General features: G+C 65.4%; 12 protein-coding genes. All 12 read right to left on the reverse strand.

Annotated elements, in window-relative coordinates; genetic code table 11:
• Nucleotides 1-17 precede the first annotated feature (17 nt).
• On the reverse strand, nt 18-1,118 hold the full coding sequence (locus tag ACP15K_RS00785) for a UDP-N-acetylglucosamine--N-acetylmuramyl-(pentapeptide) pyrophosphoryl-undecaprenol N-acetylglucosamine transferase (RefSeq protein WP_424989588.1): 1,101 nt from the start codon (nt 1,116-1,118) through the stop codon (nt 18-20).
• A 4-nt stretch (nt 1,119-1,122) separates the two neighbouring features.
• Nucleotides 1,123-2,286 carry a putative lipid II flippase FtsW gene (gene ftsW / locus ACP15K_RS00790; RefSeq protein WP_193139347.1) on the reverse strand — a complete coding sequence of 388 codons (1,164 nt, stop codon included), beginning with the start codon at nt 2,284-2,286 and terminating at the stop codon, nt 1,123-1,125.
• A gap of 282 nt (nt 2,287-2,568) precedes the next feature.
• Nucleotides 2,569-3,975, reverse strand: a complete 1,407-nt coding sequence (murD, locus tag ACP15K_RS00795) for a UDP-N-acetylmuramoyl-L-alanine--D-glutamate ligase (protein WP_193139348.1) — start codon at nt 3,973-3,975, stop codon at nt 2,569-2,571.
• A gap of 88 nt (nt 3,976-4,063) precedes the next feature.
• Nucleotides 4,064-5,569 carry a phospholipase D-like domain-containing protein gene (locus tag ACP15K_RS00800; RefSeq protein WP_424989589.1) on the reverse strand — a complete coding sequence of 502 codons (1,506 nt, stop codon included), beginning with the start codon at nt 5,567-5,569 and terminating at the stop codon, nt 4,064-4,066.
• 83 nt (nt 5,570-5,652) lie between these two features.
• Nucleotides 5,653-6,738, reverse strand: coding sequence for a phospho-N-acetylmuramoyl-pentapeptide-transferase (mraY, locus tag ACP15K_RS00805; protein WP_193139352.1), 1,086 nt, complete (start codon nt 6,736-6,738; stop codon nt 5,653-5,655).
• Nucleotides 6,738-8,156: a UDP-N-acetylmuramoyl-tripeptide--D-alanyl-D-alanine ligase gene (locus tag ACP15K_RS00810; RefSeq protein ID WP_424989590.1), complete on the reverse strand. Its 1,419-nt coding sequence runs from the start codon at nt 8,154-8,156 to the stop codon at nt 6,738-6,740. Before ACP15K_RS00810 ends, mraY begins: the two co-directional genes overlap by 1 nt.
• Nucleotides 8,153-9,646, reverse strand: coding sequence for a UDP-N-acetylmuramoyl-L-alanyl-D-glutamate--2,6-diaminopimelate ligase (locus tag ACP15K_RS00815; protein WP_193139356.1), 1,494 nt, complete (start codon nt 9,644-9,646; stop codon nt 8,153-8,155). The genes ACP15K_RS00810 and ACP15K_RS00815 overlap by 4 nt, the downstream gene beginning before the upstream one ends.
• Nucleotides 9,647-9,658: 12 nt before the next feature.
• Nucleotides 9,659-11,470 (reverse strand): peptidoglycan D,D-transpeptidase FtsI family protein, encoded by a 1,812-nt coding sequence (locus tag ACP15K_RS00820; protein ID WP_193139358.1) that lies wholly within the window; start codon nt 11,468-11,470, stop codon nt 9,659-9,661.
• On the reverse strand, nt 11,467-11,823 hold the full coding sequence (gene ftsL / locus ACP15K_RS00825) for a cell division protein FtsL (RefSeq protein WP_193139360.1): 357 nt from the start codon (nt 11,821-11,823) through the stop codon (nt 11,467-11,469). Before ftsL ends, ACP15K_RS00820 begins: the two co-directional genes overlap by 4 nt.
• Nucleotide 11,824: 1 nt before the next feature.
• The gene (rsmH, locus tag ACP15K_RS00830) at nt 11,825-12,811 is read right to left on the reverse strand and encodes a 16S rRNA (cytosine(1402)-N(4))-methyltransferase RsmH (RefSeq protein ID WP_424989591.1); all 987 of its coding nucleotides are present in this window, start codon (nt 12,809-12,811) and stop codon (nt 11,825-11,827) included.
• A 3-nt stretch (nt 12,812-12,814) separates the two neighbouring features.
• Complete coding sequence (gene mraZ, locus ACP15K_RS00835) at nt 12,815-13,318, reverse strand: division/cell wall cluster transcriptional repressor MraZ (protein ID WP_193139364.1); 504 nt, start codon at nt 13,316-13,318, stop codon at nt 12,815-12,817.
• A gap of 488 nt (nt 13,319-13,806) precedes the next feature.
• A complete protein-coding gene (locus ACP15K_RS00840) occupies nt 13,807-14,889 on the reverse strand; it encodes an Mrp/NBP35 family ATP-binding protein (protein ID WP_193139366.1) in 1,083 nt (360 codons plus the stop codon).
• Between the last annotated feature and the right edge of the window lie 241 nt (nt 14,890-15,130).

Raw genomic sequence — 15,130 nt, forward strand, 5'->3', positions numbered from 1 at the left:
GCGGGCTTCCCAATGCTTCATCTGTTCTGTCCTTTGTCGGCGTAAGTCTCGACCAGCGCCACAAGGCGATCGGTGGCATCTGGCCTGCCCTGCGCCAAAGCGCCATGGGCCATCTTCACAGCGGTATCCGGGTGTTGCAGGACCGCCGCGATCTGCTCGGTCATGATTTGCTGGGTCAGGTGGCTTTCGGGGATCAGGATGGCCGCATCGGCATCGACCAGCCCGCGCGCGTTTGCGGTCTGGTGATCGCCGGTGGCGGCGGCATAGGGCACAAGGATCGACGGCCGCCCGATCACCGAGATGTCGGCCACCGACGAGGCGCCCGAGCGCGAGATCACCAGTTGCGATTCCGCCAGCCGGGCCGGCACATCGCGGAAGAAGGGCTGCACATCGGCCTGCAGGTTGTGCAGATCATAGAAGGCCCGCACGCGTTCTTCGTCCTCGCCCCGCGCCTGGTGCGAAATGCGCAGACGCGCCTTCAGGTCGTCGGGCAAGCCAACGATGGCCTGCGGCACCATGTTGGACAGGATCCGCGCGCCCTGGCTGCCACCGATGATCAAAAGATGCATGGGGTAATCGCCGGGCGGGATATAGGGGGCACCGGCACGCTCCAGCACCTCGGCCCGCACCGGATTGCCGGTGGGTATGCCTTCGACCCCCTCAGGCAGGGTCGTGGGCCATGTGCCACAGGCGATGGCGTCGACGCGCGGGGCGAAGAACCTGTTCACCCGCCCCAGAACGCCGTTCTGTTCGTGGATCAGCCGGGGCAGCTTCAGCAGGCTGGCCGCCGCCAGCGCCGGCACCGACGGATATCCGCCAAACCCCACCACGATGGCGGGGGTCTCGCGCTTCATCTGCCGCCAGGCGGCATGGACGCCGCGCCCGATGCGCAGCGGCACCAGGGCCTTTTCAATCCCTTCGCCCCGCGAAAACGTCGCCGCGGTCACCTGTTCGACCTCGACCGTATGCGGAAAGCCGCCCGCATAGCGGGCACCGCGTTCATCGGTGGACAGCTTTACACGCCAGCCTCGCCGCAACATGGCCTCGGCCAGCGCCTGGGCGGGAAACATATGGCCGCCGGTGCCGCCAGCGGCAATGACAAGCAAGGGTTGGCTCAAATTCTCAACTCCGGTGTCTCAAAACATCGGCCATGCGTCCCTGCGGGCGGGTCCGGGTCAGGGCCAGCAACATGCCCACGGTGATCCCCGCCGCGATCACCGACGAGCCGCCGTAGGACACGAACGGCAGGGTCATGCCCTTGGTGGGCAACAGCCGCACCGCCACGCCCATGTTGACCATCGCCTGCATTCCCAGAACGCAGGCCAACCCGGTGCCGGCATAGCGCACGAAGGGGTCACGCTCCTTCAGCAGACGCAGCAGCGACCGCACGGTGACGGCGCAATAGAGCACGATGATCGCCAGAACCAGCACCAGCCCGTATTCCTCGGCCGCAACCGCGATGATGAAATCGGTATGGGCATCGGGCAGAAAGATCTTCACTTCCCCCTCGCCCACGCCAACGCCGAACACGCCGCCTTCGCGGATGGCATTGGCGGCATAGCCGATCTGAGTGGTGGGATCGATTTCGGTCGACAGGTAGCCGTCGATGCGGCGCGCGAAATGCTCCGAACTGTTGTAGGCCAGCACCCCCCCGGCAACGACCGCCCCGGCCACAAGGATCAGCAGGACGATCGGCGCACCAGCGACGAAATACATCACCCCCCAGGAAAACAGGACCAGGCAGGCCTGCCCATAGTCCGGTTGCATCGCAAGGATCAGAACGATCACCAGCGCCAGGGCTGCCGACATCAGCCGCCCCGGCGGTCCGGCCACCTGTTGCGAGGCCGCCATGAGCCAGGCCGCCAGAATGATATAGGCCGGTTTCAGGAACTCAGAGGGTTGCAACGAGCCGAACCCAAGCGAGTACCAGCGCACGGCGCCCTTACCGAAATTGGTGCCGAACACCGGCAGCAGGATCAGGGCAATGAACGCGCCCACGAAGGCAATGACCCCCAGCCGCCGCACCTCGCGTGGATCCAGCATCGAACAGAACAGCATCACGACAAAGGCCATGGCCCCGAAAATCGCCTGCTTCTGCACGTAGTAGAACGGCGACAGCCCGTTGCGCTCGGCCAGGGGGGGCGAGGCTGCCAGCCCCAGCAACATGCCGATGCCGAACAAGGCCAGCACGCAGACCAGAGACCACCGGTCGATGGTCCGCCACCATTTCGGAATCAACGGTTCTCCCGCGCTTCGCGGAATCGCCCCGTGCGCCATCTCTGTCATGGGTATGCCCGTACCAAACTGTCTGCTCTGCCGTGCCCGTGTATCCGGGCTTTCAGCAACCCTACACCAATGTGTTCTGCCACGCCACTGAAAGCAGCAGGCGTACAGCGCCCGGACCGTCGAGTGGCCCGGTTGGCGGCAGCGGTGCTGTGAGTATTTGTGCCAAGAAGAACCCCTGCGCCGTGGCAACTTCTTCTTGGGTCAAATACTCATCTTGCGCCGCGCAGCGGCGCCCGGCCCAACGCCTTTCGACCGACAGGTCGACACGGCGGCGGGAGCCCCCTAGCTGGCGGGCGCTAGTGCCTCGACAAGCGCAATGAACGCCTCGCCGCGCTTTTCGAAATCGGGGAACTGGTCGAAACTGGCCGCGGCGGGTGCCAGAAGAACGGTATCGCCGGGCGCGGCCTCTGCCGCGGCTCGGGCCACGGCGGCGTCCAGCGTTTCGCAGATCTCGTGCGGCGTGTCGGCCAACTGCAATGCGAAATCGCGGGCGGAATGGCCGATCAGATAGGCTTTCTCGACATTGCCCAACTCGGCGGCAAGACCGCTGATGCCGCCATCCTTGCCCAGCCCACCAGCGATCCAGCGGATGCGGTGGAACGCCTTCAGCGCCTGTGCCGCGCTGTCCACATTGGTGGCCTTGCTGTCGTTGACATAGCGCACCCCGTTGATCTCGGCGATCGTCTGGCTGCGGTGGGCCAGCCCGCCGAAAGAGGCAAACCCGGCTTCGATGGTGCGGGGCGGCAGGCCAAGGGCGCGCAGGGCCCCGTAGGCCGCGCAGGCATTCTGGTGGTTGTGGGTGCCCGGCAGCCCGGAAATCGGGCGCAGGTCGATACTGGCCAATTGCCGCCCCTTTCGGGTCTCGGACAAAAAGCCCTTCCGGGCATGTACGTTCCAGCCGATGCCGGCCAGCTTGCGGGTAACCGACACGCGGATGACCCGGTCGTCGCCGGGGCCTTCGGCCATCTGCCCGGCCAGGAACTGGCCCGGGTCTTCGTCCACCCCGATCACGGCGCGATCCGGCCCGCCTTCGGCGAACAACCGGCGCTTGGCAGCGAAATAGCCGCCCATGCCTCCGTGGCGGTCCAGATGATCCGGGGACAGGTTGGTGAACACCGCGATATCCGGCGTCAGCGCGCGGGCCAGGTCGGTCTGGTACGAGCTGAGTTCCAGCACCACCACGCCGCCATCTTCCGGCGGATCGATGTCCAGCACCCCGCGCCCGATGTTGCCGGCCAACTGGCTGGGACGGCCCGCATCGGTCAGGCAATGGTGGATCAGGGCCGAGGTGGTCGATTTCCCATTCGACCCGGTCACTGCCACCACCTTGGGCGCCTTTTCAAAGCGATCCCAATCCTCGGTCGCGAACGACCGGAAGAACAGGCCGATGTCGTTGTCGACCGGCACCCCGGCCTCAAGGGCTGCATGGATCACCGGGTTGGGCTTTGGAAAGAGATGTGGAATGCCGGGAGAGGCCACAAGGCAGGCCACATCGTCGAAGGCCCCGGATCGCGTCAGGTCGCGCAGGGTGAATCCTTCGGCCTCGGCCCGCGCCCGGCCTTCGGCGCCGTCATCCCAGACCACCGGATCGGCCCCGCCGGCCTGCAAGGCGCGCGCCGCTGCAAGGCCCGAGCGCCCCAGCCCCAGCACCGCCACCACCTGTCCGTCAAAACCGCGCACCGGGATCATAGCTACACTCCAATTGTCGGCGCGCAACCTGCGCGCTGCCGGGGACCGGGGTCAAGGGGCGGCACGGCACAGCCGGACCCGCGCAGGCTCAGAGCTGTTCCTCGATCCCCAGAAAGGCCGTCAGGCCCACCACGAAATTCTTCCATGCCGTTGCGCCGGGTTCCCGATCGGTCACCGACGCCGCCCCCGGCGCGTCGTAGTACCACAGCAGATCCCCGTCCGGGCCCGCGACCACCCGGTAGGTGTACAAGGGCAGATCGTTGTCCAGTGCAGACCAGACGGCACCCGCGAAGGCGCGGCTGCGCACGAAGGTGCCAAACTCGGTGTTCTGCTTGATCGACCTGGGGTCGAGGTTGAGCGAGCCGACGAACACCGCGTCATCGTCGATCACCGCCAGCTTGGTGTGCATTACCAGGCCGGTTTCATCGCCTTCCGGGACCAGACCCAGGGCCTGCGGCGTGTCCGAGCGGATCTCATAAAGTTCCACCCCGGCGGCCAGCAGCGCCTCGCGATGACGCCTGTAGCCCGCGTGCACATAAGCGTGATTGGTCGATCCCAGCGAATTGGTGACGATCTGCACGCGCACACCGCGTTCGGCCAGGTCGGAAAACAGCCGGGCACCATAGTCTTCCGGCACGAAGTAGGGCGTCAGCAGAACCACGCGCTTTTTCGCGTTTTTCATCCGGGTCAGCAAATCCTGCGCCAGAATCTTCTGGCCCTCGGGGACCGGCACCTTCAGTTTTGCGGGATCGTCCACAACAACTTCGACCCTTCCCGTGAAACTCGGGATCTGCCCGGCGGACAGACGCTTGAAGAAGGGATCGTTGACGGCCCCTTCATAAACATTCCGGGCCGGTTTCAGACGCGCCACCAGGTTGGCACGAACTTCGGCCAGTTCCTCGGGGCTGGGGTCGCGTTGCAACTGGCCAATGGGCACTGACCAGCCGTCGTTCCAATAGTGATCGAAGCTGGCCGAGATCCCCTGCACCGCCGGGCCGATCACCAGCATCTCGAAATCGGCGAACTCAGAGCTGGTATCGATCTGGAAATACTCATCGGCGATGTTGCGCCCGCCGACAATGGCCCAGCTTCCGTCGGCCACGAAGGACTTGTTGTGCATGCGCCGGTTGACGCGGTTGAAATCGGTGACAAAGCCCGCCGCTTTCCACCCCGGGCGCGGCGAGGGGTTGAAGATGCGCACCTCGATGCCCGGATGCACATCCAGAAGCCCAAGCGCGTCGTCCGACATTGTGGTAAAGACATCGTCCAGCAAGACGCGCACCCGCACGCCACGATCCGCCGCATCCAGCAAGGCGGTCAGCACCAGCGCGCTGCCCAGATCGGGCTTCATCAGGAAGTACTGCAAGTCGAGTGTGCGCTCGGCCCGTTCGATCAGCCGCAGGCGGGCCCCCAGCGCGATATTGCCGTCTTCCAGCGTAACCAGCGAGGAGTCGCCGTCGGGATTGTCGCTGGTGTGCGTCCGGGCGATGCGCTGGAGCATGGTGGAGCCATCGGACACCAGGGCGCGGCTGACCGGTTTCGGCGCATCCAGGGGCACCGGGGCACATCCCGCCAGCCCGAGGGCCACAAACATTGGCGCCAGCACGGCCAACCGCCATCTGCCCAGGGAAATCAACGTGCGGCGGGCATGGTACAAAAGGGCATCCTCCGTTCGGTTCAGCGGATCTTCAGCGTAGCCAGCCCGATCAGGGCCAGGATCAGCGACACGATCCAGAAGCGGATCACGATCTGCGGCTCGTGCCAGCCTTTCTTCTCGAAGTGATGATGGATCGGTGCCATCAGGAACACCCGCCGCCCGGTGCGTTTGAAGTAAGCGACCTGGATGATGACCGACAGCGCCTCGACCACGAAGATGCCGCCGACGATGGCCAGAACGATCTCGTGCTTGGTGGCGACCGCGATGGCGCCAAGCGCCCCGCCCAGGGCCAGCGATCCGGTATCGCCCATGAACACCGCCGCAGGGGGCGCGTTGTACCACAGGAACCCCAGCCCGCCGCCCACGAGGGCCGCCACGAAGATCAGCAATTCACCGGTGCCGGGCACGTAGTGGACGTCAAGATACTGCGTGAAGTCGACCCGGCCCACCGCATAGGCAATGATCCCCAGCGCCGAGCCCGCGATCATCACCGGCATGACCGCCAGCCCGTCCAGCCCGTCGGTCAGGTTCACCGCGTTGGCAGCCCCCACGATCACGATCATTGCGAAGGGAACAAACAGCACCCCCATCGGCAGCAGCACATCCTTGAAGATCGGAAAGGCCAGCGCGCCCGAAAGCTCGGCGGGGTGAAAATACATGGCCCAGAGTGCGGCGATGCCCGAGATCAGAAATCCCAATCCCAGCCGCACCTTGCCCGGCACGCCCTTGGTGTTGTTCTGGCTGACCTTGGCATAGTCATCGGCAAAGCCGATGGCGCCGAACCCGTAGGTCACGAACAGCACCATCCAGATGAACGGCGTGTCCAGACGCGCCCAGAGCAGCGTCGAAAACAACAGGGCGCCCAGGATCAGCACCCCGCCCATGGTCGGTGTTCCGGCCTTGGTCAGCTTGTGGCTTTCCGGTCCATCCTCGCGGATCGGCTGGCCGTTGCTTTGCCGACGGCGCAGCAGGTTGATCAGGGGCCGCCCGAACAGGAAGCCAAAGATCAGGGACGTGAAAAACGCCGCCCCGGCCCGGAAGGTGATGTAGCGGAACAGGTTGAAAAAGTCGCCGCCATCGGAAAAGGCCGCCAGCCAATACAGCATCAGTTTGCCTTTCTGGAAGTCTGCGGTGCGGCATCGCCGATCTTCCGCAACGCGTCAACCACCTGCCCGACCCGCGACCCGAAGGAGCCCTTGACCAGCACGATATCGCCGGGGCGCACCAGATCGGGTGCCATGCCTGCCATTTCGGCGGCGGTCTTGCACCAATGACCCCGTTTTGCCTCGGGCAGAGCCTTGTGCAGCGCCTTCATGCGCGGGCCGACGCAATGGACGCGATCCAGTGCCTCCATGGCCGGATGGGCGGCCAGACCCGCATGCAGGGCCGCCTCGTCTGGCCCCAGTTCCAGCATGTCGCCCAAAACCGCGATGCGCGCGCCTTTCGGGGTGCTGGCCGCAAGGGTTTCCAGCGCCGCGCCGACCGAGGTGGGATTGGCGTTATAGGCATCGTCCAGAAGCGCGAAGCTGCCGCCCCCCGGCAGATCGACCGTCTCCCGCGTGCCGCGCCCGCCGGGGGGCGTCCAATGGGACAGGCCGACAATGGCCCTTGTCACATCGCCACCCGCTGCTGCGACGCAGGCCAGCGCGCCAAGGGCGTTCAGCGCGAAATGGCGACCGGGCGTGTTCAGCCGCACCGGGAAACCTGCTCCTTCCAGATGGGCGGTGAACAGGGTGCTGTCTGCCGTAACCTCCAGCCCACTGAGCCGGACATCGGCGAAATCCAGCGCCCCGAAGGACACGCAGTTGTCGGTGGCGGCGCGGGCCGCTTCGGACAGGATGCCCGAGACCTCCAGGTCGCCATTGAACACTGCCCAGCCGCCGGGTTTCAGGCCCGAGAAGATCGCTGCCTTTTCATGCGCGATGGCGGGAAGCCCATTGGGGAAGGCCTCAAGATGCACCTCTGCCACGATGGTGACCAGCGCCACATCGGGCGCGGCCAGCGCGGCCAGCGGCGCGATCTCGCCGGGATGGTTCATGCCGATCTCGATCACCGCGAAATCCGCGTCCACCGGGCAGCGCGCCAGCGTCAGCGGCACGCCCCAATGGTTGTTGAAACTTTTCTCGGCGGCATGCACCCGGCCCAGTGGCGCGAAGGTGGCCCGCAGCATTTCCTTGGTCGAAGTCTTGCCGACCGAGCCGGTCACCGCGATGACCCGCGCCCTTGTGCGGGCGCGTCCTGCCCGGCCCAAGGCCTCCAGACCGGACTGAACGTCCTCGACCATCAGCAGCGGTGCATCGTCGGCCACACCACGCGGGCGATGGGCGACCAGCGCGGCGGCGGCGCCCTTGGCCAAGGCATCGGCCACGAAGTCATGTCCGTCGCGCTGATCCTTCAGCGCAATGAACAGATCGCCGGGCTGGATCGAACGGGTGTCGATGGACAACCCCGTCGCCTGCCAGTCACCAAACGCCTTGCCCCCGGTCGCCTCGGCGGCTTCGGCGGCGGTCCACAATGGGGTCATGTCAGGCGTCCTTCCAGGGCAGCCACGGCGACCGAGGCTTGCTCGGCGTCATCAAAGGGGAACACATCGTCGCCGATCGTCTGGCCGGTTTCATGGCCCTTGCCGGCGATCAGCAGCGCGTCGCCCGGTCCCACTGCATCGACGCCGCGCAGAATCGCTTCGGCCCGGTCGCCCACGTCGGCGGCCTCGGGGCAGCCGTCGCGGACCATGGCCCGAATCGCCGCCGGATCTTCCGAACGCGGGTTGTCGTCTGTGACGATGCACAGGTCGGCGTGTTGCGCGGCCGCCTGCCCCATCAGCACACGCTTGGCGGTGTCGCGATCGCCGCCCGCGCCGAACACGATGATCAGCCGACCCAATACATGCGGCCGCAGCGCGGTCAGCGCCGTGGCAATGGCATCGGGCGTATGGGCGTAATCGACAAAGATCGCGCCGCCGTTTTCGCGGCTGGCCACATGCTGCATCCGCCCGCGCACGGTCTTCAGCCGGTCAAGCGTGGTGAACACATCGTCGGGATCTTCCCCGGCCGCGATCACCAGACCGGCGGCCAGCAGCGCGTTGGCGGCCTGAAATCCGCCGATCAGGTTCAACCGCGCCATCCGGGGCCGGCCTTGCCAGGAAAACCGCAGATCCTGCCCGGTGGTGTCGAACCGCTGGCCTTCGATCCGCAGCGCCGCATCCGGGTGCCGGCCGATGCCGATGACCTCTTGCCCGCGCTCCATGGCGTGCTCTGCCACCACCCGCCCCTTGGGGTCGTCCAGATTGCTGACGATGATGCCATCCTCGGACAGCACCCGGTCGAACAACCCCGCCTTGGCCGCGAAATAGCTTTCGAAATCCTGATGATAGTCCAGATGATCCTGCGAGAAATTGGTGAACCCCGCCGCCGCCAGCCGCACCCCGTCCAGCCGTTTCTGGTCCAGCCCGTGCGAAGAGGCTTCCATCGCCAGGTGGGTGATCCCCTGCCGGGCCATCTCGGCCAGATGGCGATGCAGGGTCAGCGGGTCGGGGGTGGTGTGCTGCAACGGCGCTTCATAGGCGCCTTCGATGCCGGTGGTGCCCAGGTTGCAGGCTTCGCGGCCCAGATGAGTCCAGATCTGGCGCGCAAAGCTGGACACCGAGGTCTTGCCATTGGTGCCGGTGACCGCCACGCAGGTCTCGGGCTGGCTGCCGAACCACAGGGCCGCCGCATAGGACAGCGCCTGCCGGGGATCCTCGGCCACCACCAGAGCCCTGTCGCGGGCTACCGCCAGCGCCTCTTGGGCCAGGGCTGCCCCTTCGCGATCGGTCAGGATGGCGGCCGCGCCCATGCGCAGTGCGGTGCCGATGAACTCGCCGCCATGCAACCGTGCGCCGGGAAGGGCTGCGAACAAATGGCCGGGCCGCACCGCGCGACTGTCGATGGACAGGCCGGTGATCCGGGCCTCCTGCCCGCCCTGGGCGTGCAGACCAAGCTCTGCCAAGCTGCGTTTTGCCTGATCCGCGTCCATATCCACCCTCGTTCAGCCGCCGTTGCGCGCCTCTCGTATCCCAGCATCGGGGCCGGGTGCAATCTCGGGCCGCATTCCCAACAGCGGCGCGACGCGGCGGATCACCTCGGCGCTGACCGGAACGGCGGTCCATCCGGCGGTGCGGCGGGGAATATCGTTCACGATCTCATAGCCCTCGTCGAGGGTGATGACGAAGACATAGCGCGGGTCATGCATCGGGAAGGCGCCGGCGAAAGTCGCCAAAACCTTGTCCTTGTAGTATCCGCCGCGCGGCTTGGGCTTGTCGGCGGACCCGGTCTTGCCGCCCACCGCATAGCCGGGCACTTCGGCGAACCGGGCCGAGCCGCGCACCACCACCGCGCGCAGCATCTCGCGGGCATGGCGCGAGGTGTCTTCCGACACCACCCGCGGCCCGATGCTGCGGGCATCGCGTTTCAGCAACGTGGGCGTGACCTTGGTGCCGCCGTTCAGCAGCGCGGCATAACCCTGGGCCAGATGCATCGGGCTGGTCGACAGGCCGTGGCCGAAAGAGATGGTCATCGACTGGATCTCGCCCCAACGCCCCGGCAACAGGGGCCGACCCGAGGGCGCTTCGGACAGCTCCACCTCGGTGGCTTCCAGAAAGCCGAACCGGCGCAGGAATTCCTTCTGGTTCTCGGCACCCACGTTCTGAATGATCCGCGAGGTGCCGATGTTGGAGGATTTCACGATCACATCCGTGGCCGACAGGGTCGCGCCGTAGTCATGGAAATCGCGGATCTTGTGGCGGCCCCAGACCAGCGGCCCCTTGGTGTCGATCATGGTGCTGGGGGAAATCTGTCCCATCTCAAGCGCTTGCGCGACGGCAAAGATCTTGAAGACCGAACCCAGTTCATAGACCCCCTGCACCGTGCGGTTGAACAACGGGCTGTCGGCCTGATCGCCGCTGGTCAGCGGCTGCGGGCGGTCGTTGGGATCGAAATCGGGCAGCGACACCATCGAGACAACTTCGCCGGTGTGAATGTCCATCACCACTGCGCTGGCGCCCCTGGCGTTCATCAGGCGCATGCCGCCGGCCAGAACCTCGCGCACCGCCGATTGAACGGTGGTGTCGATGGACAGTTGCAGCGGCTCGACCAGCAAGGCGGGATCGCGCAGGCGCGCGTCAAAGGCTTTTTCGACCCCGGCCACGCCCAGAATCTCGGCCGCGGCCACGCCTTCTTCGCCGAAGCGCGCACCGCCCAGCACATGCGCGGCCATCTTGCCGTTGGGATAGACGCGCATGTCGCGCGAAGCGAACAGCAGGCCCGGATCGCCGATGTCGTGTACCTGCTGGATCTGCTCGGGCGACAGGGTCTTGCGGATCCACATGAATTTCCGCCCGTCCTGCATCCGTGCCTGCACCTTCTCGGTGTCGATGTCCGGGAAGATCTTGGCCAGTTCGCGCACCGCATGGGGAATATCCACCATGTCGTGCGGATGTGCATAAAGCGCCTGCGTGGTCAAGTTGGTGGCCAGCAACCGGCCATTGCGGTCGACGATATCGGCGCGGGCCGAGGTGATCTGGCTGCCATAGGTCGAATTGCGCGCCTCGACCGGGGCCGAGGTCGCCAGCGCCGCCATGCGCGTACCGACCGCGCCAAAGGCCAGAACAAAGGCCAACCCCAGCACCAGCAGGCGACCTTCGGCCTGCCGCCGGGCACCGTCGCGCAGCCGTTCATTGCGCTGGTTGAGGTTCTCACGCTCGATCAGATCGGGGTTTTCGCCCTTGTCGCGGGCTTCCAGCACGCGGGCCAGCGGGCGCAGGGGCTTGCGCGGTGTGCCTTCGGGGGGGAGATCGGTCATGGGCGCTGCTCCGTTGCGGCGGCCACTGGCGTGGCAATGACGATCTCGGGCTCGATGGGCACACTGCGCGGCGGATAGGCGACTTGGTCCAGTCGCCCGAAATGCTCGGGCGCCATGGGCAAGAGCTGCAGACGCTCGAAGTTCAGTTCGCTCAATTCGCGCAGTCGCTCGGGCCGGTTCAGATAGGCCCATTCCGCCTTCAGCACGCCCAGATGTTCCTGCAACCGCCCGATCTCGCGCGCCAGGCCGCGGTTGTCAGCCAGCGCCTGCCGGGTGCGATAGTTTTCCTGGTACGCCCAGAAGGCCAGTCCCAGCACGGACACGCCCAGAAGAAGACCGAAGATCAAACGCATCTCACCATGCCTCCATGTTCAGTTTCGGCAGGCCCAGGGCGCTGCGATCCACCGGGGTGGCGGGCGCTTCGGTGCGAAACCCGACCCGCAGCTTGGCCGACCGGGCGCGCGGGTTGTCCGCAAGCTCGGTGGCGTTCGGTGGAATGGCCGAGGCCTTTTTCAGATGGAATTGGGCCGGAACGGTTTCGGTTTCGGGGGCATAGCGGTTGGCCCGCCCGCCGCGCCCGGATCGGGCCTGGAAGAACCGCTTGACCACGCGATCCTCCATCGAATGAAAGGTCACCACGGCCAGCGCGCCACCGGGGGCCAGCGCCCGCTCGGCGGCCTCCAGCCCTTCGGCCAACTGCCCGAATTCATCGTTCACCGCGATGCGCAGCGCCTGGAAGCTCCGGGTCGCGGGATGGCTTTGCCCCGGCTTGGGACGCGGCAGGCAGCTTTCGACCACCTTGGCCAACTGCCCGGTGGTCTCGAAGGGTGCGTCAGCTCGGGTGCGCAGGATGGCCCGCGCAATCCGGCGCGAGGCACGCTCTTCGCCATAGTGATACAGAACGTCGGCCAGCAGGCTTTCATCGGCAGAGTTCACCAGATCCGCCGCCGAGGGGCCATCCTGGCTCATCCGCATGTCCAGCGGGCCGTCGCGCAGGAAGGAAAAGCCGCGCTCGGCCAGATCAAGCTGCATCGACGACACGCCCAAATCCAGCACCACGCCATCGACGGACGCATCGACATAGTCATCCAATTCGGAAAACGTGCCCTGCACCAGCGTCAGCCGGTCGCCGTAGTCGGCCTGCATGGGGGCTGCCATCTCGATCGCCAGCGGATCGCGATCCACACCGGTCACATGATCGGCCCCGGCCGCGAACAATCCGCGGGTATACCCCCCTGCCCCGAAAGTGCCGTCAATCCAGTGCCCCTGTACGGGGGCCACGGCCCGCAACAGCGGGGCCAGCAGGACCGGGATGTGGGGGCGGGCAGCATCGGAGGGCATCACTCAGCTCTCCAGATAGGGGGCCAGAAGCGTCAGCGGGTCGGCGTCGGTGGGCATGTCGTCGAAGACAGCCTGAATGGCGGCACCCTGTTCGGCGTCATAGGTCGGCTTGTCCCAGATCTGGAATCGATCCACAGCGGATTTGAAATGCGCTTCGCCGCCCAACCCGATCTTGTCGCGCAACTTCTTCTGCAACACCAGCCGACCGGTGCCATCGACCTGCACCTCTTCGGATTTGGCCGAGAAGAAATCCTCCATCGCCATGCGCTGGGGCGAGCCCATGGGCATCCGCTCGATGGCGTCCTCGATCTTCTCCATGGCGGTGATGGTGTAGCATTCCAGATAGTTCCGGCGTTCGTTGCCGAACACGATGATCAGGGTTGCGGCACCGCCGTCTTCATAGTCCGGATCATTGGCCTGGATCACACGTTTAAAGGTGGCGGGAATGGACACGCGTCCCTTCCCGTCCACCTTCTGGGTGTGTTCACCTCTGAACCGTCGTGCCACTGCCCTGGCCTCAATTCATCTGTTCTGAACGTGGAAACGGCGGATTGCGCCGCTGCCACCGCTCAATCCGCCGTTTTCCTGTCCCTCGATGGGGCGCCCACCTGCGCGCGTGTCTTTGGGGGACTGCTCATGCGCGTGGCGGAACTTCTTTTTGTGGGATGAAAGCGATTGCCTGTATGTAACCTGCCATTTTGTTTTTTTGTGTGGCCCCGAAGGACCGATCGTCTTCATCGTGTAGAGACTATGGCAGACGGCCCGTCGATTTGGCAAGGGATTTTATGGGAATTCAGGGGAAAAACTGGTTAACGACATGCCAGATCTAGGAATGGTCCCCTCTTAACACAATATTTAGTAGTTCAATACACCACCAACCACCAATTACGCGCAGTACGCGAAAAGCGCGCCCTTGGCAGGACGCGCCTTGAATCTCCTCTGATTTCCCGAAAATGGCAAGAAGTGCCGCGATTTCCCCTGCCGAAGGGTGCGACTCAGGCCATACCACCCTGAATGAGTCGCTGGGCCAGCGCCCGGTACGGCGCTGCCAGAGGGCTGTCGGTGGCCGCGATGGGGGTTCCATCATCCCCGGCCAGCCGCACATCCAGATCCAGCGGCAGCGCCCCAAGGAAGGGGGCGTCCAGCTTCTCGGCCTCGGCCTCGACGCCGCCATGGCCGAAGATATGCGCCTCGTGACCGCATTCGGGACAGACATAGGTGCTCATGTTCTCGATCAGGCCCAGAACCGGCGTATTCAGGCGCTTGAACATGTCCAGCGCCCGCCGGGCATCCAGAAGCGCCACGTCCTGCGGGGTCGATACAACGAGGGCCCCGGTCAGTTGGGTTTTCTGGCACAGGGTCAGCTGGACGTCGCCGGTGCCCGGCGGCATGTCGACCAGCAGCACATCCAGCTTGCCCCACTCCACCTGCCCCAGCATCTGCTGCAACGCGCCCATCAGCATCGGCCCGCGCCAGACCACGGCGGCATCGGGATCGACCATGAAACCGATCGACATCAAGGTGACCCCATGTGCCTGCAGCGGAATGATGGTCTTGCCATCGGGCGAGGCCGGACGTTTGTTGATCCCCATCATCCGCGGCACCGAGGGGCCGTAGATGTCCGCATCCAGCAGGCCGACCTTGCGACCTTCGCGCGCCAGCGCCACGGCAAGGTTGGTCGAGACGGTGGATTTGCCGACCCCGCCCTTGCCCGATCCGATGGCAATGATTCGATCCACGCCGGTCACCGCCTGCGGTCCGGCCTGCGGACTGGGATGCTTGCCGACCTTCAGGCTGGGCGGCGCCGATTGCGCGGCAGGTTTGGCCGCGGGACCATGCGCGGTCAATGCAGCACTGGCCTTCTGCACCCCCGGCAGCGCGGCAACCGCGCGCTCGGCATCCTCGCGCACACCGCCCCAGGATTTGGCCACCTCCGGCGAGGGCGCCTCGATCACGAACCGCACAGCCGCGCCATCCACGGTCAGGGCCCGGACCAGATCGCGGGACACCAGGGTTCCGCCGTCGGGAAGCGCGATGCCACCCAGGGCGTCAAGAATTTCGGATTTCGATATCGGCATGGTTCCTCGCATACTTGCTCACCCGCCATACATGATGCGGCGCGACAGACCTGCAACTTAGGACCCGGCGATGCAACCCATGCAGAAAACGCATAGCGGCTCTGAAGCGGCGGCTATTGTGCACCCGCAGAAAAAGGCTATCTTTCTTTCAACGGCGGCAGAAAAGATCCTGCAGCCCGGGATGGAAAGCGAAAGATCAAGACCTACATCAGGTTCAGATCATCGCTGGCGAGCAAATTTC

This window comes from Fluviibacterium sp. S390 (assembly GCF_049800695.1).
GTDB lineage: Bacteria > Pseudomonadota > Alphaproteobacteria > Rhodobacterales > Rhodobacteraceae > Meridianimarinicoccus.

What these genes read in the sequence shown, in the direction of transcription:
- ftsW (WP_193139347.1), bottom strand. Translation starts at nt 2,286, where the DNA reads ATGACAGAGATGGCGCACGGGGCGATTCCGCGAAGCGCGGGAGAACCG.
- murD (WP_193139348.1), bottom strand. Translation starts at nt 3,975, where the DNA reads ATGATCCCGGTGCGCGGTTTTGACGGACAGGTGGTGGCGGTGCTGGGG.
- ACP15K_RS00800 (WP_424989589.1), bottom strand. Translation starts at nt 5,569, where the DNA reads ATGTTTGTGGCCCTCGGGCTGGCGGGATGTGCCCCGGTGCCCCTGGAT.
- mraY (WP_193139352.1), bottom strand. Translation starts at nt 6,738, where the DNA reads ATGCTGTATTGGCTGGCGGCCTTTTCCGATGGCGGCGACTTTTTCAAC.
- ACP15K_RS00810 (WP_424989590.1), bottom strand. Translation starts at nt 8,156, where the DNA reads ATGACCCCATTGTGGACCGCCGCCGAAGCCGCCGAGGCGACCGGGGGC.
- ACP15K_RS00815 (WP_193139356.1), bottom strand. Translation starts at nt 9,646, where the DNA reads ATGGACGCGGATCAGGCAAAACGCAGCTTGGCAGAGCTTGGTCTGCAC.
- ACP15K_RS00820 (WP_193139358.1), bottom strand. Translation starts at nt 11,470, where the DNA reads ATGACCGATCTCCCCCCCGAAGGCACACCGCGCAAGCCCCTGCGCCCG.
- ftsL (WP_193139360.1), bottom strand. Translation starts at nt 11,823, where the DNA reads ATGCGTTTGATCTTCGGTCTTCTTCTGGGCGTGTCCGTGCTGGGACTG.
- rsmH (WP_424989591.1), bottom strand. Translation starts at nt 12,811, where the DNA reads ATGCCCTCCGATGCTGCCCGCCCCCACATCCCGGTCCTGCTGGCCCCG.
- ACP15K_RS00840 (WP_193139366.1), bottom strand. Translation starts at nt 14,889, where the DNA reads ATGCCGATATCGAAATCCGAAATTCTTGACGCCCTGGGTGGCATCGCG.